Raw genomic sequence first — 26,504 nt, forward strand, 5'->3', positions numbered from 1 at the left:
ATCTTGCACAAGAAATGATCCGAGTTTCCCCACCCATGCCCCACGCCGTGAGATCATGTCCTACTAAGTGATTTTTTCAGTAGGTTAACTGACCTACACCTGCATCGACATCATTTCTTGATACGCCGTGACCAGCTTATTTCGTACCTGAATGCCCATCTGTAAAGAGACAGACGATTTCTGCAAATCGGTCATCACGTCGTTCAACGCCACGCCAGGTTCGCCGAGAGTGAACTTCTCCGCCTGCGTACGCGCAGCGTTTTGCGTATCGCTGATGCGATCGAGCGCGGCGTGAAGTTGTCCTGCAAAGCTGATTTCCGGCTGTGTGTCCGCCACGCTCGTATTACGGGCCGTCATCGCCGTTGCCTGCAACTGACTGATCACCCCTTCAATGCCCTGTATTGCCATGACTCTCCCCTGGATGGTTTTTTATCAGCGGCAAGACTAGCACCTTGTCAATGAGATAATGCCGCTAAATAGCGTTAAAAAAACGGGTTATTTGACGCATAGAAAATCTCAATTCATCAAATAATGGCGGGGCCATAAATATGGGCCTTTTGTCGTGTTTGCCGACCCGGGAGTCATTTTGTTTCTTTACACAAATAACGTAATCCACATTGAGCCGCGAGGTGCGCTATGACTGCAACAGCAGCAACGGCATCGCAAAATAAATCGCTCGAGTGGATGAACCGCCTGCGTGCGAACCCTAAAATCCCATTGATCGTGGCTGGTGCCGCGGCTATTGCGATTCTCGTTGCGATGGTCTTGTGGGCGAAAAGCCCCGACTACCGCACCTTGTATAGCAACGTGTCCGATCAGGATGGCGGGGCTATCGTCACGCAGCTAACCCAATTGAATATTCCTTATCGTTTCGCTGATAACGGCGGCGCGATTGAAGTCCCAGCCGATAAAGTTCACGAACTGCGTTTACGTCTTGCCCAGCAAGGCCTGCCGAAAGGCGGTGCGGTCGGGTTTGAACTGCTGGATCAGGAAAAGTTCGGTATCAGCCAGTTTAGCGAGCAGATCAACTACCAGCGTGCGCTGGAAGGTGAACTGGCGCGCACCATTGAAACGCTGGGTCCGGTTAAAACCGCTCGCGTCCATTTGGCGATGCCAAAACCGTCTCTCTTCGTGCGCGAGCAGAAGAATCCATCCGCATCGGTGACCGTTACTCTCGAACCGGGCCGCGCGTTGGATGAAGGGCAAATCAGCGCGGTGACCCACCTGGTCTCCAGCGCCGTTGCCGGTTTACCAACAGGCAACGTGACCGTCGTCGACCAGAGCGGTCATCTGCTGACGCAATCCAACACCAGCAGTCGCGACCTCAACGACGCGCAGCTGAAATATGCCAACGATGTTGAAGGCCGCATTCAGCGCCGCATCGAAGCGATCCTTGGCCCTATCGTGGGCAGCGGCAACATTCATGCGCAGGTTACCGCGCAAATCAACTTTGACAATAAAGAGCAGACGGAAGAGCAGTACAGCCCGAACGGCGATGCCGCTCAGGCCGTGATGCGTTCACGTCAGTTGAACACCACCGAACAGATTGGCGGCCAGAATCCTGGCGGCGTGCCGGGCGCACTCTCTAATCAGCCTGCGCCGGCCAACAACGCACCGATCTCGACACCGCCTGCTAACCAGCAGAACGGACAACAAAACGGTCAGCAGAATAATCAGCAACAGCAGACTACGTCGACGGCAGCCAACGCGGGCCCACGCAATAGCAGCCGTAACGAAACGACTAACTACGAAGTTGACCGTACGATTCGCCACACCAAGATGAACGTTGGCGATGTCCAGCGCCTGTCGGTAGCGGTCGTCGTGAACTATAAAACGCTCCCGGACGGTAAGCCTCTGCCGCTGACCACCGATCAGATGAAACAGATTGAAGACCTGACCCGCGAGGCGATGGGCTTTACCGAAAAACGCGGTGACTCACTTAACGTCGTGAACTCGCCGTTCACTGCGACTGACGAGACCGGTGGTGAACTGCCGTTCTGGCAACAGCAGTCGTTTATCGAACAGATGATGTCCGCTGGCCGCTGGCTGTTGGTTCTGATTGTGGCATGGCTGCTGTGGCGTAAAGCGATTCGTCCGCAGCTCACCCGTCGCGCTGAGGAAGCCAAAGCCGCGCAAGAAATGATGAATGCGCGTCAGGATATAGAAGAAGCCGTGGAAGTTCGCCTGAGTAAAGACGAACAGACGCAGCAACGCCGTGTGAATCAGCGCCTGGGCGCTGAGGTGATGAGCCAGCGCATTCGCGAAATGTCAGACAACGATCCGCGCGTCGTCGCGCTGGTCATCCGCCAGTGGATGAGTAACGACCATGAGTAATACTACGCTTTCAGGAACAGATAAAAGCGTCATCCTGCTGATGACCATCGGTGAAGATCGTGCGGCAGAGGTGTTTAAACACCTCTCCGACCGCGAAGTCCAGACGCTGAGCCAGGCCATGGCTAACGTGCGTCAGATTTCGAATTCACAGTTGACCGACGTGCTGGCCGAGTTTGAGCGTGAAGCTGAGCAGTTTGCAGCGCTTAACGTCAATGCCAACGAATACCTGCGTACGGTTCTGGTGAAAGCCCTGGGCGAAGAGCGTGCTTCCAGCCTGCTGGAGGATATTCTCGAAACGCGCGATACCGCCAGCGGTATCGAAACGCTTAACTTTATGGAACCGCAGAGTGCCGCCGACCTTATTCGCGACGAGCACCCGCAGATCATCGCCACCATCCTTGTGCACCTCAAACGTGCGCAGGCGGCCGATATTCTGGCGCTGTTCGACGAACGTCTGCGTCACGATGTGATGCTGCGTATCGCCACCTTCGGCGGTGTCCAGCCAGCGGCGCTGGCGGAGCTGACCGAAGTGCTCAACAGCCTGCTCGATGGTCAAAACCTCAAGCGCAGCAAAATGGGCGGCGTGAGAACGGCGGCAGAAATTATCAACCTGATGAAAACGCAGCAGGAAGAGGCGGTTATGTCCGCTGTTCGCGAATTCGACGGCGAGCTGGCGCAGAAAATTATCGACGAGATGTTCCTGTTCGAAAACCTGGTCGAAGTCGACGATCGCAGCGTCCAGCGCCTGCTTCAGGAAGTGGACTCCGAATCCCTGCTTATCGCACTCAAAGGCGCCGAGCAGCCGTTGCGCGAGAAATTCCTGCGCAACATGTCTCAGCGTGCGGCGGATATCCTGCGCGACGACCTTGCCAACCGTGGCCCGGTTCGTCTGTCTCAGGTGGAAAACGAACAGAAAGCGATCCTGCTTATTGTTCGTCGTCTGGCAGAGACCGGCGAGATGGTGATTGGCGGCGGAGACGACGCATATGTCTAATGAGCTGCCGTGGAAGCGCTGGACGCCAGACGACCTTGCGCCTCCTGTCACAGAATTTATGCCTGCGATGGTCGCTCTGAGCGACGAAGACAGTGACGCTGAAGAACAACCGGAGCTGACGGAAGAAGAGCAGCGCGTTCAGATGCTGGCACAACTGCAAATGCAAGCGCATGAGCAGGGTTACACCTCAGGTATGAATGAAGGCCGCCAGAAAGGACACGAGCAAGGTTATCAGGAAGGCCTGGCAAAAGGCCTTGAACAAGGTCTGGAGCAGTCGCGTCAGCAGCAAGCGCCGATCAACGCCCGCATGCAGCAATTAGTCAGTGAATTTCAAAATACCCTGGACGCGCTGGATAGCGTCATTGCCTCGCGTCTGATGCAAATGGCGCTGGAAGCTGCGCGTCAGGTGATTGGTCATACGCCTCCGGTAGACAATTCGTCGCTGATCAAACAGATTCAGGGATTACTCCAGCAGGAACCGTTATTCAGCGGTAAACCTCAGCTGCGCGTTCATCCCGACGATTTACAGCGCGTCGAAGAGATGCTTGGCGCCACGCTTAGCCTGCACGGCTGGCGTCTGCGTGGCGATCCGGCGTTGCATCATGGCGGTTGTAAAGTCTCCGCTGATGAAGGCGATCTGGATGCGAGCGTGGCGACGCGCTGGCAGGAACTTTGCCGTCTGGCTGCACCGGGAGTGATCTGATGACAGCCCGACTCACGCGTTGGTTGAACACGCTCGATAACTTCGAAACGAAAATGGCGCAGCTGCCTTCCGTGCGTCGTTATGGTCGTCTGACCCGCGCAACCGGCCTGGTGCTGGAAGCCACAGGCTTGCAGCTCCCGCTCGGTGCAACCTGCGTGATTGAGCGTCAGGATGGTAACGACACGCAAGAAGTCGAAAGTGAAGTCGTTGGCTTTAACGGCCAACGCCTGTTTTTGATGCCGCTGGAAGAAGTCGAAGGCATTTTGCCCGGCGCGCGCGTTTACGCCAAAAATAATTCCGGTGACGGGCTGCACAGCGGCAAGCAATTGCCACTCGGTCCGGCGCTGTTAGGCCGTGTACTGGATGGCGCAGGCAAACCGCTTGATGGCCTGCCCTCCCCTGATACCACCGAAACCGGCGCGCTGATCACCCAGCCCGTTAACCCGCTGCAACGTACAGCAATCGAACATGTGCTTGATACGGGCGTCCGTCCGATCAACGCCCTGCTGACCGTGGGTCGTGGGCAGCGTATGGGTCTGTTTGCCGGGTCGGGTGTCGGTAAATCCGTCCTTCTCGGCATGATGGCGCGTTACACCCAGGCGGACGTGATCGTCGTGGGCCTGATTGGCGAACGTGGTCGTGAAGTTAAAGACTTTATCGAGAACATTCTCGGTGCGGAAGGCCGCGCACGCTCCGTGGTGATCGCCGCGCCAGCGGACGTTTCTCCGCTGCTGCGTATGCAGGGCGCGGCGTACGCCACACGCATTGCAGAAGATTTTCGCGACCGCGGTCAACACGTGCTGCTGATTATGGATTCCCTGACGCGTTATGCGATGGCTCAGCGTGAAATTGCGCTCGCCATCGGTGAACCACCGGCGACCAAAGGCTATCCGCCGTCAGTCTTTGCCAAACTTCCGGCGCTGGTTGAGCGTGCGGGTAACGGGATTACCGGTGGCGGTTCCGTAACCGCGTTTTATACGGTACTGACCGAAGGCGATGACCAGCAGGACCCGATTGCTGACTCCGCGCGCGCGATACTTGACGGCCACATTGTGCTGTCGCGTCGACTCGCGGAAGCCGGTCACTATCCGGCGATTGATATTGAAGCCTCAATCAGCCGTGCCATGACCTCGCTTATCTCTGAAAAGCACTACGCCCGCGTGCGTAACTTTAAACAACTCCTTTCAAGTTTCCAGCGTAACCGAGACCTGGTGAGCGTGGGCGCGTATGCCAAAGGCAGCGATCCGATGCTCGACAAGGCCATTGCCGTTTGGCCGCAGCTGGAAGCTTTCTTGCAACAAGGTATTTTTGAACGTGCCGACTGGGAAGACTCAACGCAAGCGTTAGAGCTTATTTTCCCGCAGGTGTAATAAAGGTGGAGGGCGGAGATTATGGCGCAACATGGCGCATTAGCTACGCTGAAAGATCTGGCTGAAAAAGAAGTGGACGATGCCGCATTACAACTTGGTGCGATGCGGCGGGGCTGTCAGCAGGCCGAAGAACAGTTATCGATGCTGATCGATTATCAGCACGAATACCGTACCAACCTGAATACCGATATGACACAGGGCATTGGCAGTCAGCGCTGGATTAACTATCAACAGTTTATTCTGACGCTGGAAAAAGCGATTGAACAGCATCGCCAACAGCTTACCCAGTGGAACCAAAAAGTGGAAAAGGCGCTTGATTTCTGGCGTGAGAAGAAGCAGCGGCTTCAGGCCTGGACAACGTTACAGGACCGACAGAGCGCTGCGACACTGCTTGCCGAGAACCGGCTTGATCAGAAAAAAATGGATGAGTTTGCCCAGCGCGCATCAATGAGGAAATCTGAATGATCACACTGCAACAACTGCTGATGACCGACAGCGACCTGCCTGGCGGTACGCAGACGGGTAAAGGCGCGGATGGCGCGCAAGATTTTCTCTCTCTGCTGGCAGGTGCATTAACCGACGCCGCAGGTCAGGGAAAAGACGCGCCGTTGACGTTGGCCGATCTTAAAGCGGCTGGCGGCAAACTGTCGAAAGCGGCCTTATTACAGGACGGCGATAGCGCCATCCCGAGCAAACTCGCCTCTCTGCTGGCGCGTCAGGATCTGTTCAAAACCGACGAAGCGGCGCAAGCAGCCACGGCAGAAACGACTCTCCAGAGTCTGGTTTCCGGCCTGTTGCCTGCGACGCACAGCGATGCGTTGAAAACGCTTGTGGCTGACGCACAAAAAGAAGACAGCAAAAGCGATCTGAGCGAAGAAGATTTGGCCGGGTTAAGCGCGTTAATGGCGATGCTTCCGCATCAGCAAACCGCGACGGCGCGGGCTACGCCAGCTAACGACGTGAACGCGGTCACCACGCAGGCGGCACTCTCACAGCCAGGCGTTGGCCGTCAGGCGGCACTGAATGATGATGGGTCTACCCTCGGCAAAACCAAAGCGCAGACCACTGATGTGGACAGCAAGCTGCTCGCCAGCGCGCAGTTGACGCCGGTTGCCGCCGCCGCGGTTGAAAAGCATGAAGCCGCAAGTGCGTTCTCGTCCGCGTCACCTTCTGCATCTCTCGCACCGATCATGGCAAACGTCACAACGCCCCCGGCCGCCACGAATGTCGCCTCCGCGCCATTACTGAGCCAGCCGCTGGGCACGCATGAGTGGCAACAGGCGATCAGCCAACACGTGACGCTGTTCACTAAGCAGGGACAGCAGAGCGCAGAGCTGCGTTTACATCCTGAAGATTTGGGTCAAGTTCAAATCTCTATTAAAATGGATGATAACCAGGCTCAATTGCAGATGATTTCTGCCAACGGTCACGTGCGCTCTGCACTGGAAGCGGCACTCCCAATGCTGCGCACGCAGCTTGCAGAAAACGGCATTCAGTTATCGCAAAGCACCATCAGCAGTGACAGCTCTGCGAACCAGCAGCAGTCGTCTTTCCAGCAGCAACAGCATGCTTCTCGTTCCGGCCAACAGGGCGAAATGGGCGATGAAAATGATGAATTGCTGATCACGCCTGCGGCATTACAGTCTGCAGCTCGCGGAAATGGCGCGGTAGACATCTTTGCCTAAACGCCAGAGGTAACGTGATTATCTTCGTTTGTTCCACGCTTTGACCAAAGCAGAACACGGGATAATCACTCTATTAGCTGTACCGAAACAGGAAGCACGTAACCGATGACTGACTCCGCAATCACCAAAAAAGGCAAGCGTTCCATTTGGATCCCGCTGCTGGTGTTGATTACGCTCGCCGCATGCGCCACTGCTGGCTATAGTTACTGGCGGTCGCAGCAAGCGCCGTCAGCCACTGCTAAAGCAGAACCCCCACCGCCTCCGGCCCCGGTCTTTTTCCCAATGGATACGTTTACCGTTAACCTCGGTGACGCGGATCGCGTGCTTTATATCGGCATTACATTGCGTTTGAAAGACGAAGCAACGCGCACTCGTCTGAGTGACTATTTACCCGAAGTCCGTAGCCGCCTGCTGCTGCTGTTCTCTCGTCAGGACGCCACTGGGCTGTCAACTGATGACGGTAAGCAGAAGCTGGTCGAGGCCATCAAGCAAACGCTGGCACCGCCACTGGTAACCGGTCAACCTAAGCAGGAAGTCACTGACGTTCTGTACACAGCTTTTATCCTGCGGTAGAGACATGGGCGATAGTATTCTTTCTCAAGCGGAAATCGATGCGCTGCTTAACGGCGACAGCGAGAAGAGCGATGATCCAAAACCGGGTCTGGGCGGCGAGCCTGAAATTCGTCCCTACGATCCCAATACCCAGCGTCGCGTGGTGCGCGAGCGCCTTCAGGCGCTGGAGATCATCAACGAACGTTTTGCACGACAGTTCCGTATGGGCCTGTTCAACCTGCTGCGTCGTAGCCCGGACATTACCGTCGGTGCGATCCGCATTCAGCCGTATCATGAGTTTGCCCGCAACCTGCCGGTGCCAACTAACCTTAACCTGATCCATCTGAAACCGCTGCGTGGCACTGGCCTGTTCGTGTTTTCTCCGAGCCTGGTGTTTATCGCGGTCGATAACTTGTTTGGTGGCGACGGTCGCTTCCCGACGAAGGTGGAAGGACGCGAATTTACGCATACTGAACAGCGCGTGATCAACCGCATGCTGAAGCTGGCGCTTGAGTCGTACAGCGACGCATGGAAAGCGATCAACCCGCTGGAAGTGGAGTATGTGCGTTCCGAGATGCAGGTAAAATTCACCAACATCACGACGTCACCGAATGACATCGTGGTGAACACACCTTTCCACGTTGAGATCGGTAACCTGACCGGCGAATTTAATATTTGTCTGCCGTTCAGCATGATCGAACCTCTGCGTGAAGTGCTGGTTAACCCGCCGCTGGAAAACTCCCGCAACGAAGATCAGAACTGGCGTGAGAATCTGGTCCGTCAGGTTCAGCACTCGCAGCTGGAACTGGTGGCAAGCTTTGCGGATATTCCGCTACGGTTATCTCAGATACTGAAATTACAACCGGGCGATGTTCTGCCGATAGAAAAACCTGACCGTATTATTGCCCATGTGGATGACGTACCTGTATTGACCAGCCAGTACGGCACCGTAAACGGTCAATACGCGCTACGTGTTGAGCACTTGATCAATCCGATATTGAATTCGCTGAATGAGGAACAGCCCAAATGAGTGATATGAACAATCCGTCCGATGCAAACGGCGGAGCGCTGGACGATCTGTGGGCTGATGCATTGAACGAGCAACAGGCACCCGCGAGCAAAAGCGCTGCGGATGCGGTGTTCCAGCAGTTAGGCGGCGGTGACGTGAGCGGTACCCTGCAGGATATCGATCTGATTATGGATATCCCGGTCAAGCTGACTGTTGAGCTGGGTCGTACGCGTATGACCATCAAAGAGTTGCTGCGCCTGACGCAGGGCTCCGTTGTCGCACTTGATGGCCTGGCGGGTGAACCGCTGGACATCCTGATCAACGGCTATTTGATTGCTCAGGGCGAAGTTGTGGTTGTGGCTGATAAATACGGTGTTCGTATCACTGACATCATCACCCCTTCCGAACGTATGCGTCGTCTGAGCCGTTAAGTATGAAAACCCAGGCAATTGTCTCGCAGCCCTCTGCGGTTCCAGGCTCACCGCTGCTTCAGGTAAGCGGTGCGCTGTTGGGTATTATTGCCTTTATTTTGATTATGGCGTGGCTCGCGAAACGCTTTGGTCTGGCGGGTAAAACCGCCAACACGCGCGGTTTGAAAGTGAGTGCCAGCACCTCGCTGGGCCCACGCGAGCGCGTGATTATTGTCGACGTTGAAGATGCGCGCCTGGTACTTGGCGTCACCGCATCACACATCAATGTGCTTCATAAACTGCCTCCTGCGCCCGTTGCGGGCGAGGATACCGCAGAGAATCCAGCGGATTTTCAGTCCGTGTTAAAGAGTTTGCTTAAGCGTTCCGGGAGATCGTGATGCGCCGTTTGTTGTCCCTTACGCTTGCAGGCCTCGCCCTGTTTGCTCCCGCCGTCTATGCGCAATTGCCAGGCCTGATTTCCACTCCGATGGCTGGAGGAGGACAAAGCTGGTCTTTGCCGGTGCAGACGCTGGTCTTTATCACCTCTCTGACGTTTATCCCGGCTGTTTTGCTGATGATGACCAGTTTTACGCGCATCATTATCGTCTTTGGTTTACTGCGAAACGCGCTGGGTACACCGTCCGCACCGCCTAACCAGGTGTTGCTCGGTTTAGCGCTGTTCCTCACTTTCTTTATTATGTCGCCGGTCATCGATAAAATTTATGCCGACGCTTATCAGCCGTTCAGTGAAGATAAAATTTCCATGCAGGTGGCGCTGGAAAAAGGCGCGCAGCCGCTGCGTGAATTTATGCTGCGTCAGACGCGTGAAGCGGATCTCGCGCTGTTTGCTCGTCTGGCTAACGAGGGACCGATTCAGGGGCCCGAAGCTGTGCCAATGCGCATTTTGCTGCCGGCCTACGTCACCAGTGAGCTGAAAACGGCCTTCCAGATTGGTTTTACGATCTTTATCCCGTTCCTGATTATCGACCTGGTGATCGCCAGCGTGCTGATGGCGTTAGGTATGATGATGGTGCCCCCTGCCACCATTGCCCTGCCCTTTAAGATTATGCTTTTCGTACTGGTAGACGGCTGGCAATTGCTTGTCGGGTCGCTGGCGCAAAGTTTCTACAGTTGAGGAGCGCGCAATGACACCCGAATCGGTCATGATGATGGGCACGGAAGCGATGAAAGTCGCCATTTCCGTTGCCGCGCCCTTGCTGTTAGTGGCCCTGGTTACCGGTCTTGTGATCAGTATTTTGCAAGCCGCTACTCAGATTAACGAAATGACGCTGTCGTTCATTCCTAAAATCATCGCTGTGTTCGTGACCATAATTGTTGCCGGACCGTGGATGCTCAATCTGTTGCTCGATTACATGCGCAACCTGTTTACCAATCTGCCGTACATTATCGGCTGATTATCTGAATGCTACATTTCACCAGCGATCAATTCATGGAGTGGCTTGGCCTCTATTTTTGGCCACTACTGCGTGTAATGGCGTTGATCATGACGGCGCCCATACTGAGCGAAAAATCGATTCCTAAACGGGTCAAAATTGGCCTGGGAATGTTGATTACGTTCGTGATTGCGCCGACGTTGCCACCGGTGAATATCCCTATTTTCTCTCCGCAAGCAGTCTGGCTTGCGCTTCAGCAGGTGCTGATCGGCGTGGCGATTGGTTTCACCATGCAGCTCGCCTTTGCGGCGATTCGTACCGCGGGTGAACTTATCGGCCTGCAGATGGGGTTATCATTCGCCACCTTCTTTGACCCTGGCAGCCACCTCAATATGCCCGTGCTGGCCCGCGTGATTGATATGCTGGCTATGCTGCTGTTCCTGACATTCAATGGTCACCTGTGGCTGATTTCGATGCTGGTGGACACGTTCCATACCTTGCCCATCGGCGGCAATCCGGTGAACAGCAACGCGTTTCTGGCACTGACCCGTGCCGCAGGGCTGATTTTCATTAATGGACTGATGCTGGCGCTGCCGGTCATCACCCTCCTGCTGACCGTGAACCTGTCTCTGGGCTTGCTGAACCGAATGGCACCGCAGCTCTCCGTATTTGTCATCGGCTTCCCCATCACCCTGACGGTCGGTTTGATCTTGATGGGACTATTAATGCCGCTGATTGCACCTTTCTGCGAGCATTTATTTAGCGAAATATTCAACCTCTTATCCGATATTGTTCGTGAGCTACCCCGAAATATTAACCCCTGATGTTTATATTGTCTCTCTGAGGATATTCCTAAAATAAAAGCTGAAAAACATCTACCAGGATATATCTGGTGCGGTTTATTTGTTTTTATGCCCTTCACAATACTTAATATTTACTTTACTTTAAGATGATTCCTGGCAAATTATACGTAACTTTACGGGATAGTGAGTTCGCCTGAAAGTCTTTGTATTGCTCACAGGTTTAATACCTTTTTTATCCATCCCGTATGGCTGTTTTGAGCTCTCAGGCAGATGGTGAATTATCGTTACGCATTGAGTGAGGGTATGCCATGTCAACGATCATTATGGATTTATGCAGTTACACCCGGCTAGGGCTAACCGGGTATCTTGCAAGTAGAGGGGTCAAAAAACGAGACGTCAATGATGTACATGATGTTGACGAACTTGCAGCCGCTTGTGAAGCTTACAAGCCAGGCGTGGTGTTTATTAATGAGGACTGTTTCATTCACGATCCAGCCAACAGTCAGCACATTAAGCAAATCATTAATCAGCATCCTAAAACCCTGTTTATTGTTTTTATGGCAATTGCGAATATCCATTTCGATGAATATTTGTTAGTGCGTAAAAACTTATTGATCAGTTCGAAGTCGATTAAACCCGAGTCACTGGATGACATTTTGGGTGATTATTTAAATAAAGAAGCGAAGAGTGTAGGAGAATTTAACTTACCCACGTTATCATTAAGCCGTACTGAATCGAGTATGTTGCGAATGTGGATGGCGGGGCAAGGGACAATTCAGATTTCCGACCAGATGAATATCAAAGCAAAAACCGTTTCCTCACATAAGGGAAATATTAAAAGGAAAATTAAAACGCATAATAAACAAGTTATCTATCATGTTGTTCGTCTGACGGATAATGTGACAAATGGCATTTTCGTGAACATGCGTTAATCATTTTATTCTCCTCTGCACCCCATCAATCTCTGGCCTCGCCAGAGATTTTTCGTTCGATGAAGTGAGTCGGGTAAGCAGTATCTCACCCGACACGCCGCTACTCAGCGAGTTCGACAAAGATCCCGTCGGAATGCCCCATCTCGTTAAAGAACCAGATCCCCAGCGGATAATCTTCCAGTGACACCAGGTACATCACGCCTTCACTAAATTGTTCTACTGCCAGCACTACGCCCGGACGGCGCGGTCCACCGTCTGTCTTTACGGTTACCCGATCGTTGACCTTCATAAAATCCTCCTGTGGTTTTGAGCCAGTGTAGAACAATTCGCAACAACTGGCAGCGCCTGCCTGAATGATTGCCGCTTTTGTGGGCAGTCTATACTTAACGCTGAATCCGGTGAAATGAGGTATGCGTGATGAAAACCGCGAAAGAGTACAGCGAGACCGCCAAGCGAGAAGTGAACGTGGATGTCGATGCCCTGCTGGCCGCCATCAATGAGATCAGTGAAAGCGAAGTGCGGCGCACGGAAGATGACCCCACACGTGTGGTCGTCAACGGGCATGACTACCACACCTACCGCGAACTGGCAGAGGCGTTTGAGTTAGATATCCATGATTTTAGCGTGACGGAAGTGAATCGCTGAGGCGAAAAAAATCCCGGTCATGGGGATGACCGGGATGAACTTGCTTATGCAAGAAGCACTTGTAAATTCGTTACACCAGGAAATCTGATGTGGGATTTACCTTATCCCCAATTATTTTGCATGACAAGGATATATTCCGATCATAAATACATTCATCTATAACCCTCAGTTTTGGTTATAAATCCCCAACGCCTGCCAGCACAAGGGTTGTTGGGATCGTTTCCATTATCGGGAACAAAAACGCACGATTAGCTTTAGGATTTATCTTAGGTCCGTTCTGAAACAACGGTTAATCAGGAGATGCCATGTCTTTACTCAAGGAGACGCTTTTAGTCTTTACCGATCTGGATGGAACCCTGCTGGATATCCATACCTACGACTGGCGTCCCGCCTCTCCGTGGCTGGATAAGCTGCAAGACCATCAGATTCCGGTCATTTTGTGCAGCAGCAAAACGGCCGCTGAAACGCTTGAGATCCAGCAGGATTTGGGGCTGGAGGGCTTGCCGTTTATTGCCGAGAACGGCGCGGTGATTCAGTTGGATGTGCGTTGGGATGACCATCCCGATGCGCCACGGCTGATCAATGGCACGCCGCACAGCGACATTTGCGCTGTGATTAACCCGCTGCGCGAGCGCGACGGCTATAAATTCACGACGTTTGATGATGTTGATGAACGGGTTATCGGCGAGTGGACCGGGCTTAATCGCGAAAGGTCATCCCTGGCGCGACTGCATGAGGCGTCGGTGACCCTAATCTGGCGCGATAGCGACGAACAGATGACAAAGTTTGAGGCTGAGCTGGCTCAGATGGGATTTAAATTCATCCAGGGCGCACGGTTCTGGCACATTCTCGACGCGCGCGGCGGGAAAGATCAGGCGGTGAACTGGTTAATTGATGAGTACCGTAAGCGCGAGGGTTTTGTGCCGACCACCATTGGCCTTGGCGACGGTCCAAACGACGCCCCGCTGCTTGATAACGTCGATTACGCCGTAGTTGTGAAAAGCATCAATCGACTCGGTATCCGGCTCCAGGAGGATATCCCGGAGCGGGTGTATCACACTCAACAGGCAGGGCCTGAGGGCTGGCGAGAAGGGCTGGATCATTTTTTATCCGGACCGCGACACACCACCTGATTTCTCCCCTGCTGTTTCGCCAGATAGAGACGCGCATCGGCAATGGACTGCAATTGCTCAAAATCAAAACTGGCGTTCTCTTCCGTGCTGCTGACGCCAAGCGAAGCGCTAACCCGCCCCGTGGTGCTCTTCTTCACCAGGATCTCTTTTCGATGAATGGAGACCCGAATACGTTCCGCCACACCAGCCGCCTGCTCCGCTGTCGCGCCCGGCAGCACAACGCAGAACTCCTCACCGCCCACTCGCCCTGCCACATCGCTATTTCGCAACGCGTGCTTAATCAGCCGGGCCGTGTGGGCCAGCACTTTGTCCCCCGCCTGATGACCAAATCGATCGTTAATGCTTTTGAAATGGTCGAGATCGAGCTGAATGACCGAGAACGGCAGCTGCTGCTGACGGCACTCCTCGGCCAGAGCCTTTGCCCGATCAAAGAGCGCACGGCGGTTGTTGAGCCGGGTGAGCGGATCGTGCCAGGCCTGCCACTGCAATGAATTTTGCAGCGTATACATGTTGCTTACCATCCGACGGATCACCAGCCACGAAATCAACAGCGTCGCGGTAAAGAGCGCCCACAGCGATGCCAGGGCAATACTGATACTACCAAAATCGCCCCGAACGCCCTCTTTGAGGGAGTGAACACGCAGCACCAGCCCATCAAAGTGCTCCAGCCGCTCCCAACTGATGAACTGCGTGCTCAACCGCAGCCCTCCCTGAGTATCGCTCTCCACCGCATGCGCGATTTGAGCGAGTTCTTGCGCATCAAACTGCGTGACGCGTTCGGTGTTTTCTTCAGAGGTCGCAATCAGATTGAGGCGGTTGTCATACAGCTGGTATTCACCGTCTTTGTGCTGATCAACGGCGTCCATCAGCAGCTGGGTCATGGTTGGCAGCGTGAAATCCATCGCCAGCACGCCATACCAGTAGTTGTCCTGATACACCGGCACGCTGGCGGTGATGAGGCGTTCATTTTGTCCCGCGATAAAGGGAGCCATAAACCAGCGCACCGCACGTGCTCGATTGCCGCGGTCAGTCTGTTGGGTGAACCAGGGGCGCGTCACCAGATCGTAGTAACGGGATATGATGGACGTGTTAAGCGCGGCGGGCAGCGTCGAAACAAAAAATCCCGCACGCGAGACGTATGTGACGCCCTTTTCTTTATTGTTGGCGTGCGAGACGGCGAGGCGCAGTAAATAGCCCACCTCCAGTGCAGCAGAGAGTTCTCTGCCGATCCGCTTATCATCGCGCGCCAGAAGTGTTGTTTGCGTAACCATGCCATCAGACACGCCGTTTATCGGCAGCGCACGCCGCTGCTCAACTTCCAGCTGCCAGAAGGGTTTTGCACGCAGAGTGTTAAAATTCTGGACCGCATCTTGTAATACGCGAAAACCAAGCGGCGTTTGCAACGCATCACCCATGCTCTGACGGAAAAAGAGCAGTTTATTGACACTGTACTGGAGCTGCCGGTCCAGCGTGTTGGCTACATTTTGCAGATGATTTTGCTGGCTTGAAATATAAGCCTCTTCCAGCACAACGACTTCTCGCCATGTCAGAATGGTGGAAAAAATGAGGACGACCAGAAAACACGCGTTAACAATTTGACCGGGGTGGTGACGTAACCGTTCCAGCAGATTTTTCTTGATGACAAAGGTCTCGCGCTGCACACAAACTCCCTGATCACATCTTTACTCTACGCATCATACCTAAGCCCGACGGTTCGATACATTAAGACAAGTGTCGCCTGAAGCGATAGCCAACAAAAAGCCCGGACATGCCGGGCTTTACGTGATTAAGCCGTCTCGCGTCGCTGCGGTTTGTCACCCGGCAGTAGCTCCTCTTCACGAAAAGCTTCTCGCTTGATGCCAAAACCGTCATGCCACCGGCATTCCACCATGCCACTGGAATATCCCGTGACAATCATACGTGGGCCACCGTTTTTAGGCTTAACTTCATCACTGACCACAAAGACCATAACCGCCTCCAGTATCAGGGTGAAACTGTTTCAATCTAGACGAGGAATGGCCCTTTTTCCATAGCGCGCAAAGAACAATTAGTGCGAAACACCGCGCAGTTTTGCGATACCTTTCACGCCCGCGATGACGATGACACCAATAATAAAGCCAATCACCAGGTTCACGATCGTCGGTAAAATGGCAGACATCACACTCCCCTGTCCTTGCGCAAAATGTTCAATGGCGTGGTGCAGCGGTGCAATACCATGCACCACAATCCCACCGCCCACCAGGAACATCGCCAGCGTGCCGATCACCGACAAGCTTTTCATTAGCCATGGCGCCAGCACCAGCAATCCTTTACCGATGATTCTTGCCAGACTATTGGATTTATCCACCAGCCAGTAGCCCATGTCATCGAGCTTAACGATCACCCCGACAAGGCCATAAACGCCAATCGTTACGGCGATCGCGATACCGGAGAGCACCAGCACCTGATTCAGCAGCGGGGCTTCTGAAACAATCCCCAGCGTGATGGCGACGATTTCTGCCGACAGAATAAAATCGGTACGAATTGCGCCTTTGACCTTATCGCGTTCAAAGGCGAGCGGGTCCTTCGCGGCGAGCGCCTCCAGGCGCTGCTGGCGAGCCTGCGGTGTCTCCTCATCCTTACGTGAGGCAAAAGAGTGCAGCACCTTCTCAACGCCCTCATAACAGAGGAACGCACCGCCTATCATTAACAGCGGCGTGATGGCCCACGGAATAAACGCGCTGATCAGCAGCGCCAGCGGCACCAGAATCACCTTATTGAGAAGTGAACCTTTTGCCACGCTCCACACCACGGGCAGCTCACGGTTGGCGCGAACGCCAGACACTTGCTGTGCGTTAAGCGATAGGTCGTCACCCAATACACCGGCCGTCTTTTTCGCGGCCAGTTTCCCCATCAGCGATATGTCGTCCAGCAACGTGGCAATATCATCCAATAATGTTAATAAGCTACTTCCTGCCAAAATCTGATCCTTCTTATTTTGATAATTAAGTGAATAGTATGGAGTAAAAATCAGAACCTCGAAACCCATGCCTTAAGTCAACAAATAATTCACATCATTGATACAACTAAAGCACTCGCCAGCACGATAGTTTTGACGTTTACTATGAGCGACCTTTTTAATTCGCCGTGAGGGACTATGCGTTTCAGGCAACTATTACCGCTTATTGGAGCACTTTTTTCGCTCTATATCATTTGGGGTTCCACCTATTTTGTCATTCGCGTCGGTGTGGAAAGCTGGCCCCCGCTAATGATGGCGGGCATCCGCTTTTTATCGGCTGGCGTGTTGCTGCTGGCCTTCTTACTGCTCCGTGGTCATCGATTACCCCCGCTGCGTCCGATGATAAACGCGGCGCTGATCGGCCTGCTTCTGCTCGCTGTCGGCAATGGTTTTGTTACGGTGGCAGAGCATCAGAACGTGCCGTCAGGCATTGCGGCGGTGGTGGTCGCGACGGTTCCCCTGTTTACGCTGTGCTTTAGCCGTCTGTTCGGCATTCGCACCCGCAAACTGGAATGGATGGGCATTGGTATTGGCCTGGCGGGAATTATTTTGCTTAACAGCGGCGGCAACCTGAGCGGCAATCCGTGGGGAGCGCTGTTGATCCTGATGGGTTCCCTGAGCTGGGCGTTTGGTTCCGTCCTGGGGTCGCGCATCGAATTACCGTCCGGGATGATGGCGGGCGCTATTGAGATGCTGGCAGCGGGAATCGTGCTGTTAGTTGCATCAACGATCACAGGTGAAAAACTCACGGCCATGCCGGGTCTTTCTGGTTTCCTGGCGGTGGGTTATCTGGCCATTTTCGGCTCGATTATCGCCATTAACTCTTATATGTTCCTGATCCGTAACGTCAGTCCTGCCGTCGCCACCAGCTACGCATACGTAAACCCGGTGGTGGCCGTGCTGTTAGGGACAACGTTTGCAGGCGAGACGCTGTCGTCGGTCGAGTGGTTAGCGCTGGGTGTCATTATCATGGCGGTGGTGCTGGTCACGCTCGGGAAATACCTTATCCCGGCTAAACCCATTATTACACCCTGTGAGGTGGAAAAACCGTAAGCAGATGAATTCCTGACGTATCGATCTGCGCGGCCTGACCGCCGCCGCAGATCCACTCTTCCAGACGCTCCGTCAGCGCAGCGTCATCAAGCTTTAACCTGCCGCGCAACGCGCACTCCCAGACAATCAGCACTCGCCATCCGCTCGCCGTCAACGTGGCGACATCGCGCCTGTCACGCTCGACGTTTTTACCGATTTTTGCCAGCCAGAATTCAGTGCGCGTGGCAGGCACTTTGAACAGATGACAGTCGTGATGATGCCAGAAACAGCCGTGGGTGAAGATGATGCACTGATAGCGATCCAGCACAAAATCAGGCCGCCCCGCCAGCGCGGCATCCTGAACGCGAAACTCAAAACCCGCTTGCGTTAGCAGGCCTGAAAGCCGTTTTTCAATCGCCGTATCACGCGTGCCGATAGCACGCATGTTTTTGCTGCGCGTCGCCTTACTGTGCACATCCGTCATTGACGGCCTCACCCTGGCGCAATTTGACAGCCTGTTTAATGCGTGATTCCAGCAGTTTTGCCACCGCTGCAAACGCCGGGACGACCACGGAATTACCAAACTGCCGATAGGCCTGGGTATCAGAAACCGGAATACGGAAGCTGTACCCCTGGGGCGATTCAAATCCCATCAGGCGCGCGCATTCACGCGGCGTCAGCCGACGCGGGCGATGGCGTTGGTTCTGCGGATCGTCAAAATTGATCTCGCCAAGGGCTTTATCCCAGCCCCGGTCAATGAGGATCTCAGCGCCGTCTTTGTAATAGCGCGCCGACAACGTGCGGGTGACGCTGTTTGGATTGAGCGGGTCAACCATCCCAAAACCAAAGCCGTTGCCCTTCGCCTGATGCTTTTTGGCATAGCGATAGAGATATTTCCACAGCACTGGGGTCAGGATGAATTTGGCATCAAATGCCGGTTCCAGGAGCTCCGCCACGGACGGTCGATGCGCCGGAAAAAGCGAGGGAATATCCCGCAGGGTAAAATCACCTTTCAGGTTTAAATCACGGCGAAACCCGACCAACACAATCCGCTCGCGATGCTGAGGCAAGAAATGTTTGCCATCGATAATTTTGGGATCGTTCGCACCCATATCCTGGGCATCGGCCACGTCGTAGCCGAGTTCATCAAGCGTTTGCATGATAATGCGGAAGGTTTTCCCGCCGTCGTGACTCTTGAGATTTTTGACGTTTTCGAGCACAAAAACAGACGGACGGCGTGCGTCAATAATGCGCACCACGTCAAAAAACAGTGTGCCTTGCGTATCGCAGGCAAACCCATGGGCACGTCCGAGGGCGTTCTTTTTGGACACACCCGCCAGTGAAAACGGCTGACACGGAAAGCCCGCCAGCAGGACATCATGCGCCGGAATGGTGCGTCGGATATGGTCAGCCGCTTCAGCATCCGTGACGCCGCTTTTATGGCTTAGCGTGACATCGCGGATATCTTCATTGAACTGATGGGTGTTGGGATCGCAGTACCAGTTTGCTTTATAGGTGCGCACCGCGTGTTTGTTCCATTCGCTGGTGAAGACGCACTGCCCGCCAATCGCCTCAAAACCATGACGTATGCCACCGATGCCCGCAAACAGATCGACAAAGCGGAACGCATAATTAGGATGAATAGCCGGTGGGCGTGGAAGCAGATTTTGCAGGAGAGCAAATTCCCCCTCGCTCAGTCGATGGCCTGCCCGCTCGCTCGAAACCAGCCGCTTGAGGATCGCCGGACTCCAGTGGCTCTCGCCTTGCGCATTCAGTTGGTTGACCAGCGTTTTGGCGTCATAGATGGTCAGCAGCTTGCACAGTAAATCCTGCACCGTTGCCGTTGATTTCTCTGCCAGCAATAGTGCGGGCTCAGTCACTGATAGTTTTTCCTGCATACCTTCAACCGGACGAAAAAGACTGGGAACAGATTACCATAGTTCAGCGTGACAGACTGCGCTGGAATCGGCTCAATACCTGTGAATCGATGCCAAGACAATCGCCCTGCAATTCAGCGCTCAGTTTCGCCATGAAATGCACCAGGAAATCGGCGTTATGACGCGCAAGCTCTCGGCCCATTTCGGTTTGCATGGTATCCGGCAGACGCAACAGCTTGGTCTGGAAATGGTCGAGCGCAAAGGTTTTATCATTCAGTTCGCGCGATTCAGCAAAGGGATCATCGGCATCAAACAGGGCAACGCCCAGCGCCCCTGAAACCGCAAAGACGCGAGCCAACCCGATCGCACCGAGGGCCTCTAACCTGTCGGCATCCTGGACAATTTTCGCCTCCAGGGTTTGCGGCGCAATGCCCGCGTTAAAGCTGTGCGCTTCGATCGCGTGCTGGACGGCAGGGATACTCTCCTCGGGAAAATCGGGGAAAGCGTCGTGCAGAATTTGGCTGGTTTTGCGCGCCGCAAGCCGCGAGGATTGCCCGCGCTCAGGGTGATTTTTAGGCAGGCTGACAATATCGTGGAAATAACATGCCGTAAGAATCACCAGCGGGTCGATGAGCTGCCCTGTCATCATTCGCTGCGCCGTCATCCACACGCGGCGAAAATGCGAAATGTCATGCGCGGTATCATCCGTGTCATGATTTTCTGAAAGCCAGTTTTCGAAGCGGTGCTGCCAGTGGGTAAGCGCCATGATCCCTCCTTCATTAATGCGTCCACCATAGCAATTTTCTGCCGCACTAACACGCCAGATTTACCCAGCGATTTACGACAAATCAATTTAATTTGACTCATCTCTAGCCTTGTATTTCAGAATTTATGTATGGAAATTCATTGATCATTTAAAAGCACCAATAATAAAAACATCAAAATTTAATATATTAGCCTCTGTAAAATTCACCCAAGAAATAACCCAGCCCTCAGCAACATTTAGAATTAAATAACATCATTTAATTACATATATTATTGAAACTTAATTTCATGATTCGAATAGTATCGCCGATGTAATTGCGGAGGGTGATTACGTTTATTCACATGAGTGATGTTAAAAAGGAATATATAATGAAAAGAAAAGTATTGGCTATTATGGTGCCTGTTTTACTGGCCGCAGGTGCCGCGAACGCAGCAGAAATTTATAACAAAAATGGCAATAAATTAGATCTTTACGGCAAAGTGGATGGTCTTCATTACTTCTCTGATGATATTGGCGCGGATGGCGATCAGTCTTATGCACGTCTGGGCTTCAAAGGCGAAACGCAAATCAATGAACTGCTGACGGGTTACGGCCAGTGGGAGTACAACCTGCAGGCCAATAATACCGAGAGCGCAACCAACCAGTCGTGGACGCGTCTCGCGTTTGCGGGCCTGAAGTTTGGTGATTATGGTTCATTCGATTACGGCCGTAACTACGGCGTTCTGTACGATGTTGAGGGCTGGACAGATATGCTGCCAGAATTCGGCGGCGACACCTATAGTAAAGCGGATAACTTTATGACCAACCGCGCCAACGGCGTGGCGACATACCGCAGCACGGACCTGTACGGTCTGGTGGAAGGTCTGAACTTCGCATTGCAGTATCAGGGTAATAACGAAAGCGCGGGCAATGGTAACGAAGGCACAAATAACGACAACGGTCGCGATATTCGTCATGAAAATGGTGACGGTTTCGGTATTTCTTCAACCTACGATATTGGCATGGGCTTTAGCGCCGGTGCAGCGTTCGCCTCGTCTGACCGTACCACCGATCAGGTAAATTCCACCACGGCGGCGGGCGGTGAACAAGCAGAAGCCTGGACGGCGGGTATTAAATATGACGCCAACAATATTTATCTGGCGGCGATGTATTCTCAGACCCGTAATATGACGCCGTATGGCAATAAAAACTCCGCCGTCGCGAACAAAACCAAAAACTTTGAAGGCACCGCACAGTACCAGTTTGATTCTGGTCTGCGCCCGGCAGTGTCTATCCTGATTTCTAAAGGACAGGATCTGAATACCGCTTTTGGCAGTGAAAAAGATCTCGTTAAATATGCGGATGTGGGCGCAAGCTATTATTTCAATAAAAATATGTCTATTTATGCAGATTATAAAATTAACCTGCTGGATGAAGACGACATGTTCTATCAGGCGAATGGCATCAGTACCGATGACATCACCGCGGTAGGCATTGTATATCAGTTCTAATCTCCATAAATATCAATGGCCGCAGCTGCGGCCTTTTTTATTAGCCGTACCTTTCAATTACGGCGCTTCCTGTAATGCAACGCGGATAAAACCGTTATTCTGCTCAAGCAAATCGCGTGCTTGCCAGGCATCCAAACCGGTCATGACCATCAATACGGCTGTTTTGCAATGCTGATTACAACTTTCCAGCGCCGCTTTCGCCACGGTACGCGAACATCCGCCCGCCTCCATCACAATCGCGATTTGTCTCTCGGCCCACCGGGTATTTTTGGCCTCGAGATCCACACGCATATTGCTGTAAACGCGCCCTGAACGGACCGCTAATCCGGTTGAAATCATATTCAGGATCAATTTTTGCGCCATCGCGGCTTTGACGGTATGAAAACCGGCTACCACATCTGCGCCCGTTTGCGGAGCAATCACCCAGCTCGCCAGCTGCGCCGCTTCACTCTGCTCGTCGCGGGTAATAATGGCAACAGGCGATCTCAGCGACCAGGCATGTCGCATTGCCCCCCAGACCCACGGCGTTTTACCACTAACCGTCAGCGCCAGCATCATATCGTGCTCACCAAAATTAATCGCCTGTAAGTCGGCTACACCACGGTCATAATTTGCCGCGCCGTCTGCGGCCTCAAGCGCTATGACAGGATGTTTGCCTGGGGCAAATTCTAAGGCAGCCTGGACCGCCGCACGGCCAGACGCTCCTGCTCCAACCATCACCAGCCGGCCGCCGTGACTCAGGGTTGCGGCCGCGTTGTCGACCACGTGGGCAATGACGGGTAAAAAGGGTGTGATGGATTCGGTTATTTTTTTATCATCCTGATGAATCACATTCAGCATGTCCAGGGTCGACAACCTGTCGATATCCGCCGTATCCGCGTGACGTCTTTCCTTGACTAAACCGTTCAGCTTAACGCTCATAAACTGCCTCCTTGTATGAATTCCCTTACACTATAAAGTGTTTTATATAGGTCACCTGCGAGGGGGGTCACGAAAAGGTATGTATTTGTAAGCTTTTACATGACTTTAAGAAAGCGCCGTCATCAGCGATAATTACCCCTTAATAATTAGCCATGGAGTGCGGATGAGCGATGTGCAGCCTTTAGTCATGACGCGCAAGCGCCCAATGAAACTCAACACGCTGGTCACACTGATGGTCAGCAGTGTGATTGGATCGGTGTTGCTGGTCATCTTTGCCCTCTACTTTATGCAGATCACCAAGGCGACGCGAGACGGCGTGAAAGACACCGCGCTTGCCATCGCCAGAACGCTGGCCGACAGTCCCGACGTCAAACGTGGCCTGCTGTTATCCGCACAGAAAAGTCAGATTCAGCCTGTCGCAGAAGCTATCACTCGACGCAACGATCTGCTTTTCGCCGTGGTCACCAATATGCAGGGTGTGCGGTATTCTCATCCTGATAAGCACCTGATCGGAAAGAATTTTATCGGTGAGGATCTTAAACCTGCGCTCGCCGGAAATGAAAATGTGTCGGTTAACCACGGTGTGCTGGCAGAAGCCCTGCGCGTTTTCACGCCGGTTTATGATGACCAGCACCGGCAAATCGGGGTGGTGGCGATTGGCATATCGCTCAATAAGGTGGATGAAGAGATCAGCCGCAGCCGTTGGGGCGTTATCTGGACGGTATTATTCAGTGCGTTGATGGGTACTCTGGGAACCTGGGGCCTGGTACATTTACTGAAACGCATTCTGTTTGGCCTTGAACCTTACGAAATTTCCGCTCTGTTTGAACAACGCCAGGCGATGCTGCAATCCCTGAAGGAAGGCGTGATTGCTATTGATAGTCAGGGTCGCGTGACAATGATTAACCACACCGCCCGCCAGATTCTGCTTCTGCCAACCCACAGCGCGGAAATGCCCCATCACGTTCCGATGCTCGCCTCGCTGCGCAGGGTATCGCAGACGGGTAAGGCATTGCAGGATCAGGAGATTGACTGTAACGGCCGGCTGCTGCTCTGCAACACCTTTCCTGTCAAAAGCCAGAACGCAGTGATTGGCGCAATCAGTACGTTTCGTGACAAAACCGAGATCCGGGAATTGATGCAGCGAATGGATGGGATGGTGAGTTACGTGGATGCGCTGCGGACCCACTCCCATGAGTTTATGAATAAGCTGCATGTGATCCTGGGGCTCCTGCACATGAAGCGCTACGACAAGCTCGAAGAGTACATTATCCAGACGGCGCAAAATTATCAGACGGATATTGGCACCATTCAAAACAAAATCAAATCGCCAGTGATTGCCGGTTTCCTGCTGGGGAAAATAAATCGCGCCAAGGAAGCGGGTATTAGCCTGACGCTGGCGGAAGAGTGTCAGGTGCCGGATACCCCAAATACTGAACACGTGACGGTGCTGATCACGGTGCTCGGTAACCTTATCGAAAACGCACTCGACGCGATGACAGACCAGCCCGAAGGCGAAATCAGCCTGATGCTGCATTATCAAAACGGCTGGCTCAGCTGTGAGATTAGCGATGACGGTCCCGGTATTGACCCGTCGCGTCTGGCGCACATTTTTACTAAAGGTTTTTCGACAAAAGGCGAAAACCGAGGTGTGGGATTATTTCTTGCCCGCCAGCAGCTCGAGAAACTCGGCGGCGAAATCGTCGTGGAATCGGAGCCTGGCGTGTTTACTCAATTTTTTGTTCAGATCCCCTGGGATAGCGAGAGGAAAATCGCGTGATAAATGTCTTAATTGTCGATGATGATGCCATGGTGGCTGACCTTAACCGACTGTATGTGAATCGTGTTGAGGGTTTTAGCTGCTGCGGCGTCGCCTCCACGCTCAGTCAGGCCCAGGCCATCATTAGCAACCCCGCTCAGGCTGTCGATCTGGTGCTGCTGGATGTCTATATGCAGCAGGATAATGGTCTGGATTTGCTGCCGATTATCCGTGCTTCAGGCCGCGCCATCGATGTGATCATGATTTCATCGGCCTCCGATGCCACCACCATTCAGACCTCTATGCACTATGGCGTGGTGGACTACCTGATTAAGCCGTTCCAGTTTCCGCGTTTTGAAGAGGCGCTTAACGGCTGGAAGGAAAAGAAACATCTGATGGGGTCACATCAATATTATGAACAGGCAGACGTTGATCGTCTGCTGCACGGTGGCGCGCCGGAGCTGGCAGACAGCAAACGCCTGCCGAAGGGCTTAACCCCGCAGACGCTGCGCACGATTTGTCAGTGGATTGACGGGCATCCCGACACGGAGTTTTCCACCGATGATCTGGCGAACGCGGTCAGTATTTCACGCGTTTCATGTCGTAAATACCTGATTTGGCTGGCACAGATTACAATTCTATTTACCAGCATTCATTACGGGGCTACCGGTCGTCCGGTGTATCGATACCGGCTCCAGCCGGAACAAATCGGGCTACTCAGACAGTATTGCCAGTAAGGCGATAGCGGTTGTCGAGCAGCGTAAAACGAAAGTGACGCATGGACGAGAATACAATTTCGCTTGCTTTGGTCACGAAAATCGCTTCAATGTCTGGCCGCGCACGCAGCGCGGCACAGCCTTTCTCAACGCCCAATCCGTAAAGGAGTGTGGTCCAGAGATCGCCGTCGATTGAGTCCGTCGAGATGACGGTCACGCTGTCGAGTTCATTGCCCAGCGGATAACCGGTGCGCGGGTTTAAAATGTGGTGATAACGCGTGCCGTCGCGTTCGAAATAGCGTTCATAGGTTCCCGATGTCACCACCGATTTGTTTTCAATTTGCAGCGAACCGATTAGCGCGTCCGCAGCGCCGAACGGTTTTTTAACCCCGACCGTCCAGCCCCCTTCAGGCGAGCCAAGCGTCTGGATGTTCCCACCCAGATTGATTAACCCCAGCGTTTCGCCCTGTTTGCGCAGGAAATCCCTTACCCGGTCAGCGATATAGCCTTTAGCGATCGCGCCCAGGTCGATCTCCATTCCCGATCGAGTAAGAAACACGCTGCATGCCGCCTCATCCAGCACGACTTCCATCGGATCGGTTAACGCCAGCAGCGTATTGATTTCATCGGCAGGCGGGACGCTGTCGCCCTGAAAACCAATTTTCCAGCGCTTAACCAGCGGACCAATGGCCAGATTAAATGCGCTGTTTTCCAGCAAACTGGCCGCTTTTGCACAGCGAATCAATTCAAACACCGGACGGCTAACGGCGACGGGGTGCTTCCCAGCGGCGAGATTTATATCCATCACCTGGGAGCGCGCGCGGTTCACGGTCAGTAAATCTTCGTACTGTTTGATTAAGCGAAAAACCTGCGCGGCAAGCGCTTCGTTGTGCGAGAAGAGTTTGAGGAGAATGGGAGAGCCCATCAGCACGGCGGAATAACTGTAGACGCGGTCGTCATCTGGCATGGGAGTGGCTCCTG

30 protein-coding genes are annotated in these 26,504 nt (G+C 53.4%); 20 read left to right on the forward strand and 10 right to left on the reverse strand.

The window, feature by feature from the left end; all coding sequences use genetic code 11:
- Positions 1–93: 93 nt before the first annotated feature.
- Complete coding sequence (gene fliE / locus I6L74_RS00210; RefSeq protein WP_015959530.1) at positions 94–408, reverse strand: flagellar hook-basal body complex protein FliE; 315 nt, start codon at positions 406–408, stop codon at positions 94–96.
- Between the two features lie 228 nt (positions 409–636).
- Here fliE and fliF point away from each other — a divergent pair, with 228 nt between their 5' ends.
- From fliF to rcsA, 14 genes are all read left to right on the forward strand, one after another.
- Positions 637–2,334 carry a flagellar basal-body MS-ring/collar protein FliF gene (fliF, locus tag I6L74_RS00215; RefSeq protein WP_059179623.1) on the forward strand — a complete coding sequence of 566 codons (1,698 nt, stop codon included), beginning with the start codon at positions 637–639 and terminating at the stop codon, positions 2,332–2,334.
- Entirely contained in the window at positions 2,327–3,328 is a 1,002-nt protein-coding gene (fliG, locus tag I6L74_RS00220) for a flagellar motor switch protein FliG (RefSeq protein WP_059179622.1), read from the forward strand. The genes fliF and fliG overlap by 8 nt, the downstream gene beginning before the upstream one ends.
- On the forward strand, positions 3,321–4,031 hold the full coding sequence (gene fliH, locus I6L74_RS00225) for a flagellar assembly protein FliH (protein ID WP_059179621.1): 711 nt from the start codon (positions 3,321–3,323) through the stop codon (positions 4,029–4,031). Before fliG ends, fliH begins: the two co-directional genes overlap by 8 nt.
- Entirely contained in the window at positions 4,031–5,401 is a 1,371-nt protein-coding gene (gene fliI / locus I6L74_RS00230; protein ID WP_059179620.1) for a flagellar protein export ATPase FliI, read from the forward strand. The genes fliH and fliI overlap by 1 nt, the downstream gene beginning before the upstream one ends.
- A gap of 21 nt (positions 5,402–5,422) precedes the next feature.
- Positions 5,423–5,866 (forward strand): flagellar export protein FliJ, encoded by a 444-nt coding sequence (gene fliJ / locus I6L74_RS00235; protein WP_059179619.1) that lies wholly within the window; start codon positions 5,423–5,425, stop codon positions 5,864–5,866.
- A complete protein-coding gene (gene fliK / locus I6L74_RS00240) occupies positions 5,863–7,086 on the forward strand; it encodes a flagellar hook length control protein FliK (RefSeq protein WP_059179618.1) in 1,224 nt (407 codons plus the stop codon). The genes fliJ and fliK overlap by 4 nt, the downstream gene beginning before the upstream one ends.
- A 105-nt stretch (positions 7,087–7,191) precedes the next feature.
- Positions 7,192–7,659, forward strand: coding sequence for a flagellar basal body-associated protein FliL (fliL, locus tag I6L74_RS00245; protein ID WP_015959537.1), 468 nt, complete (start codon positions 7,192–7,194; stop codon positions 7,657–7,659).
- A gap of 4 nt (positions 7,660–7,663) precedes the next feature.
- Positions 7,664–8,668 (forward strand): flagellar motor switch protein FliM, encoded by a 1,005-nt coding sequence (gene fliM / locus I6L74_RS00250; RefSeq protein ID WP_059179617.1) that lies wholly within the window; start codon positions 7,664–7,666, stop codon positions 8,666–8,668.
- Positions 8,665–9,078 carry a flagellar motor switch protein FliN gene (fliN, locus tag I6L74_RS00255; RefSeq protein WP_059179616.1) on the forward strand — a complete coding sequence of 138 codons (414 nt, stop codon included), beginning with the start codon at positions 8,665–8,667 and terminating at the stop codon, positions 9,076–9,078. Before fliM ends, fliN begins: the two co-directional genes overlap by 4 nt.
- Positions 9,079–9,080: 2 nt before the next feature.
- The gene (gene fliO, locus I6L74_RS00260; RefSeq protein ID WP_059179615.1) at positions 9,081–9,455 is read left to right on the forward strand and encodes a flagellar biosynthetic protein FliO; all 375 of its coding nucleotides are present in this window, start codon (positions 9,081–9,083) and stop codon (positions 9,453–9,455) included.
- Positions 9,455–10,192, forward strand: coding sequence for a flagellar type III secretion system pore protein FliP (gene fliP / locus I6L74_RS00265; RefSeq protein ID WP_059179614.1), 738 nt, complete (start codon positions 9,455–9,457; stop codon positions 10,190–10,192). The genes fliO and fliP overlap by 1 nt, the downstream gene beginning before the upstream one ends.
- Before the next feature lie 10 nt (positions 10,193–10,202).
- The gene (gene fliQ, locus I6L74_RS00270) at positions 10,203–10,472 is read left to right on the forward strand and encodes a flagellar biosynthesis protein FliQ (RefSeq protein WP_015959542.1); all 270 of its coding nucleotides are present in this window, start codon (positions 10,203–10,205) and stop codon (positions 10,470–10,472) included.
- 8 nt (positions 10,473–10,480) lie between these two features.
- Positions 10,481–11,275: a flagellar biosynthetic protein FliR gene (fliR, locus tag I6L74_RS00275; protein WP_059179613.1), complete on the forward strand. Its 795-nt coding sequence runs from the start codon at positions 10,481–10,483 to the stop codon at positions 11,273–11,275.
- Between the two features lie 287 nt (positions 11,276–11,562).
- Positions 11,563–12,186 (forward strand): transcriptional regulator RcsA, encoded by a 624-nt coding sequence (gene rcsA / locus I6L74_RS00280; RefSeq protein WP_015959544.1) that lies wholly within the window; start codon positions 11,563–11,565, stop codon positions 12,184–12,186.
- 100 nt (positions 12,187–12,286) lie between these two features.
- Here rcsA and dsrB read toward each other — a convergent pair whose 3' ends face one another.
- On the reverse strand, positions 12,287–12,475 hold the full coding sequence (gene dsrB / locus I6L74_RS00285; protein ID WP_015959545.1) for a protein DsrB: 189 nt from the start codon (positions 12,473–12,475) through the stop codon (positions 12,287–12,289).
- 128 nt (positions 12,476–12,603) lie between these two features.
- Here dsrB and yodD point away from each other — a divergent pair, with 128 nt between their 5' ends.
- The gene (yodD, locus tag I6L74_RS00290) at positions 12,604–12,831 is read left to right on the forward strand and encodes a YodD family peroxide/acid resistance protein (RefSeq protein WP_015959546.1); all 228 of its coding nucleotides are present in this window, start codon (positions 12,604–12,606) and stop codon (positions 12,829–12,831) included.
- Between the two features lie 305 nt (positions 12,832–13,136).
- Complete coding sequence (locus tag I6L74_RS00295) at positions 13,137–13,964, forward strand: mannosyl-3-phosphoglycerate phosphatase-related protein (RefSeq protein WP_059179612.1); 828 nt, start codon at positions 13,137–13,139, stop codon at positions 13,962–13,964.
- Here I6L74_RS00295 and dgcQ read toward each other — a convergent pair.
- From dgcQ to I6L74_RS00310, 3 genes are all read right to left on the reverse strand, one after another.
- On the reverse strand, positions 13,931–15,625 hold the full coding sequence (dgcQ, locus tag I6L74_RS00300; RefSeq protein WP_059179611.1) for a cellulose biosynthesis regulator diguanylate cyclase DgcQ: 1,695 nt from the start codon (positions 15,623–15,625) through the stop codon (positions 13,931–13,933). The two genes, I6L74_RS00295 and dgcQ, sit on opposite strands and share 34 nt — an antisense overlap.
- A 125-nt stretch (positions 15,626–15,750) precedes the next feature.
- Entirely contained in the window at positions 15,751–15,933 is a 183-nt protein-coding gene (locus I6L74_RS00305; protein WP_059179610.1) for a YodC family protein, read from the reverse strand.
- 78 nt (positions 15,934–16,011) lie between these two features.
- Positions 16,012–16,923 carry a DUF808 domain-containing protein gene (locus tag I6L74_RS00310; protein ID WP_059179805.1) on the reverse strand — a complete coding sequence of 304 codons (912 nt, stop codon included), beginning with the start codon at positions 16,921–16,923 and terminating at the stop codon, positions 16,012–16,014.
- 177 nt (positions 16,924–17,100) lie between these two features.
- Between I6L74_RS00310 and yedA the strand changes: the two genes are divergently transcribed.
- Positions 17,101–18,015: a drug/metabolite exporter YedA gene (yedA, locus tag I6L74_RS00315; protein ID WP_059179609.1), complete on the forward strand. Its 915-nt coding sequence runs from the start codon at positions 17,101–17,103 to the stop codon at positions 18,013–18,015.
- Here yedA and I6L74_RS00320 read toward each other — a convergent pair.
- From I6L74_RS00320 to I6L74_RS00330, 3 genes are read right to left on the reverse strand one after another with little or no spacing between them, the layout of a single operon-like run.
- Complete coding sequence (locus I6L74_RS00320) at positions 17,987–18,478, reverse strand: very short patch repair endonuclease (RefSeq protein WP_059179608.1); 492 nt, start codon at positions 18,476–18,478, stop codon at positions 17,987–17,989. The two genes, yedA and I6L74_RS00320, sit on opposite strands and share 29 nt — an antisense overlap.
- Positions 18,459–19,892: a DNA cytosine methyltransferase gene (locus tag I6L74_RS00325; protein WP_165770418.1), complete on the reverse strand. Its 1,434-nt coding sequence runs from the start codon at positions 19,890–19,892 to the stop codon at positions 18,459–18,461. Before I6L74_RS00325 ends, I6L74_RS00320 begins: the two co-directional genes overlap by 20 nt.
- A 43-nt stretch (positions 19,893–19,935) precedes the next feature.
- Positions 19,936–20,637: a phosphohydrolase gene (locus tag I6L74_RS00330; protein WP_059179606.1), complete on the reverse strand. Its 702-nt coding sequence runs from the start codon at positions 20,635–20,637 to the stop codon at positions 19,936–19,938.
- A 368-nt stretch (positions 20,638–21,005) separates the two neighbouring features.
- Between I6L74_RS00330 and ompC the strand changes: the two genes are divergently transcribed.
- On the forward strand, positions 21,006–22,127 hold the full coding sequence (ompC, locus tag I6L74_RS00335; protein WP_059179605.1) for a porin OmpC: 1,122 nt from the start codon (positions 21,006–21,008) through the stop codon (positions 22,125–22,127).
- A 57-nt stretch (positions 22,128–22,184) separates the two neighbouring features.
- On the opposite strand, the gene I6L74_RS00340 is transcribed toward ompC, so the two are convergent.
- The gene (locus I6L74_RS00340; protein ID WP_059179604.1) at positions 22,185–23,048 is read right to left on the reverse strand and encodes an N-acetylmuramic acid 6-phosphate etherase; all 864 of its coding nucleotides are present in this window, start codon (positions 23,046–23,048) and stop codon (positions 22,185–22,187) included.
- Positions 23,049–23,211: 163 nt separating this feature from the next.
- On the opposite strand from I6L74_RS00340, the gene I6L74_RS00345 reads away from it, so the two are divergent.
- Both I6L74_RS00345 and dcuR read left to right on the forward strand, forming a co-directional pair.
- Positions 23,212–24,828, forward strand: coding sequence for a sensor histidine kinase (locus I6L74_RS00345; protein ID WP_059179603.1), 1,617 nt, complete (start codon positions 23,212–23,214; stop codon positions 24,826–24,828).
- Positions 24,825–25,544: a two-component system response regulator DcuR gene (gene dcuR / locus I6L74_RS00350; protein ID WP_059179602.1), complete on the forward strand. Its 720-nt coding sequence runs from the start codon at positions 24,825–24,827 to the stop codon at positions 25,542–25,544. The genes I6L74_RS00345 and dcuR overlap by 4 nt, the downstream gene beginning before the upstream one ends.
- Here the strand turns inward: dcuR and I6L74_RS00355 are convergent.
- Positions 25,525–26,490 carry an FAD:protein FMN transferase gene (locus I6L74_RS00355; protein WP_059179601.1) on the reverse strand — a complete coding sequence of 322 codons (966 nt, stop codon included), beginning with the start codon at positions 26,488–26,490 and terminating at the stop codon, positions 25,525–25,527. The two genes, dcuR and I6L74_RS00355, sit on opposite strands and share 20 nt — an antisense overlap.
- Between the last annotated feature and the right edge of the window lie 14 nt (positions 26,491–26,504).

The sequence above is a fragment of the Lelliottia amnigena genome (genome assembly GCF_019047465.1).
GTDB lineage: Bacteria > Pseudomonadota > Gammaproteobacteria > Enterobacterales > Enterobacteriaceae > Enterobacter > Enterobacter amnigenus.

Bases quoted from the DNA above. Each gene is read 5' to 3' on its own strand.
- ompC (WP_059179605.1), top strand. From the start codon at position 21,006: ATGAAAAGAAAAGTATTGGCTATTATGGTGCCTGTTTTACTGGCCGCA.
- fliJ (WP_059179619.1), top strand. From the start codon at position 5,423: ATGGCGCAACATGGCGCATTAGCTACGCTGAAAGATCTGGCTGAAAAA.
- I6L74_RS00330 (WP_059179606.1), bottom strand. From the start codon at position 20,637: ATGGCGCTTACCCACTGGCAGCACCGCTTCGAAAACTGGCTTTCAGAA.
- I6L74_RS00325 (WP_165770418.1), bottom strand. From the start codon at position 19,892: ATGCAGGAAAAACTATCAGTGACTGAGCCCGCACTATTGCTGGCAGAG.
- fliQ (WP_015959542.1), top strand. From the start codon at position 10,203: ATGACACCCGAATCGGTCATGATGATGGGCACGGAAGCGATGAAAGTC.
- fliM (WP_059179617.1), top strand. From the start codon at position 7,664: ATGGGCGATAGTATTCTTTCTCAAGCGGAAATCGATGCGCTGCTTAAC.
- I6L74_RS00305 (WP_059179610.1), bottom strand. From the start codon at position 15,933: ATGGTCTTTGTGGTCAGTGATGAAGTTAAGCCTAAAAACGGTGGCCCA.
- I6L74_RS00320 (WP_059179608.1), bottom strand. From the start codon at position 18,478: ATGACGGATGTGCACAGTAAGGCGACGCGCAGCAAAAACATGCGTGCT.
- fliR (WP_059179613.1), top strand. From the start codon at position 10,481: ATGCTACATTTCACCAGCGATCAATTCATGGAGTGGCTTGGCCTCTAT.
- I6L74_RS00295 (WP_059179612.1), top strand. From the start codon at position 13,137: ATGTCTTTACTCAAGGAGACGCTTTTAGTCTTTACCGATCTGGATGGA.
- fliL (WP_015959537.1), top strand. From the start codon at position 7,192: ATGACTGACTCCGCAATCACCAAAAAAGGCAAGCGTTCCATTTGGATC.
- I6L74_RS00355 (WP_059179601.1), bottom strand. From the start codon at position 26,490: ATGCCAGATGACGACCGCGTCTACAGTTATTCCGCCGTGCTGATGGGC.
- fliP (WP_059179614.1), top strand. From the start codon at position 9,455: ATGCGCCGTTTGTTGTCCCTTACGCTTGCAGGCCTCGCCCTGTTTGCT.
- fliI (WP_059179620.1), top strand. From the start codon at position 4,031: ATGACAGCCCGACTCACGCGTTGGTTGAACACGCTCGATAACTTCGAA.
- fliK (WP_059179618.1), top strand. From the start codon at position 5,863: ATGATCACACTGCAACAACTGCTGATGACCGACAGCGACCTGCCTGGC.
- dsrB (WP_015959545.1), bottom strand. From the start codon at position 12,475: ATGAAGGTCAACGATCGGGTAACCGTAAAGACAGACGGTGGACCGCGC.
- fliH (WP_059179621.1), top strand. From the start codon at position 3,321: ATGTCTAATGAGCTGCCGTGGAAGCGCTGGACGCCAGACGACCTTGCG.
- fliG (WP_059179622.1), top strand. From the start codon at position 2,327: ATGAGTAATACTACGCTTTCAGGAACAGATAAAAGCGTCATCCTGCTG.
- I6L74_RS00340 (WP_059179604.1), bottom strand. From the start codon at position 23,048: ATGAGCGTTAAGCTGAACGGTTTAGTCAAGGAAAGACGTCACGCGGAT.
- fliN (WP_059179616.1), top strand. From the start codon at position 8,665: ATGAGTGATATGAACAATCCGTCCGATGCAAACGGCGGAGCGCTGGAC.
- yedA (WP_059179609.1), top strand. From the start codon at position 17,101: ATGCGTTTCAGGCAACTATTACCGCTTATTGGAGCACTTTTTTCGCTC.
- fliE (WP_015959530.1), bottom strand. From the start codon at position 408: ATGGCAATACAGGGCATTGAAGGGGTGATCAGTCAGTTGCAGGCAACG.
- fliF (WP_059179623.1), top strand. From the start codon at position 637: ATGACTGCAACAGCAGCAACGGCATCGCAAAATAAATCGCTCGAGTGG.
- fliO (WP_059179615.1), top strand. From the start codon at position 9,081: ATGAAAACCCAGGCAATTGTCTCGCAGCCCTCTGCGGTTCCAGGCTCA.
- rcsA (WP_015959544.1), top strand. From the start codon at position 11,563: ATGTCAACGATCATTATGGATTTATGCAGTTACACCCGGCTAGGGCTA.
- yodD (WP_015959546.1), top strand. From the start codon at position 12,604: ATGAAAACCGCGAAAGAGTACAGCGAGACCGCCAAGCGAGAAGTGAAC.
- I6L74_RS00345 (WP_059179603.1), top strand. From the start codon at position 23,212: ATGAGCGATGTGCAGCCTTTAGTCATGACGCGCAAGCGCCCAATGAAA.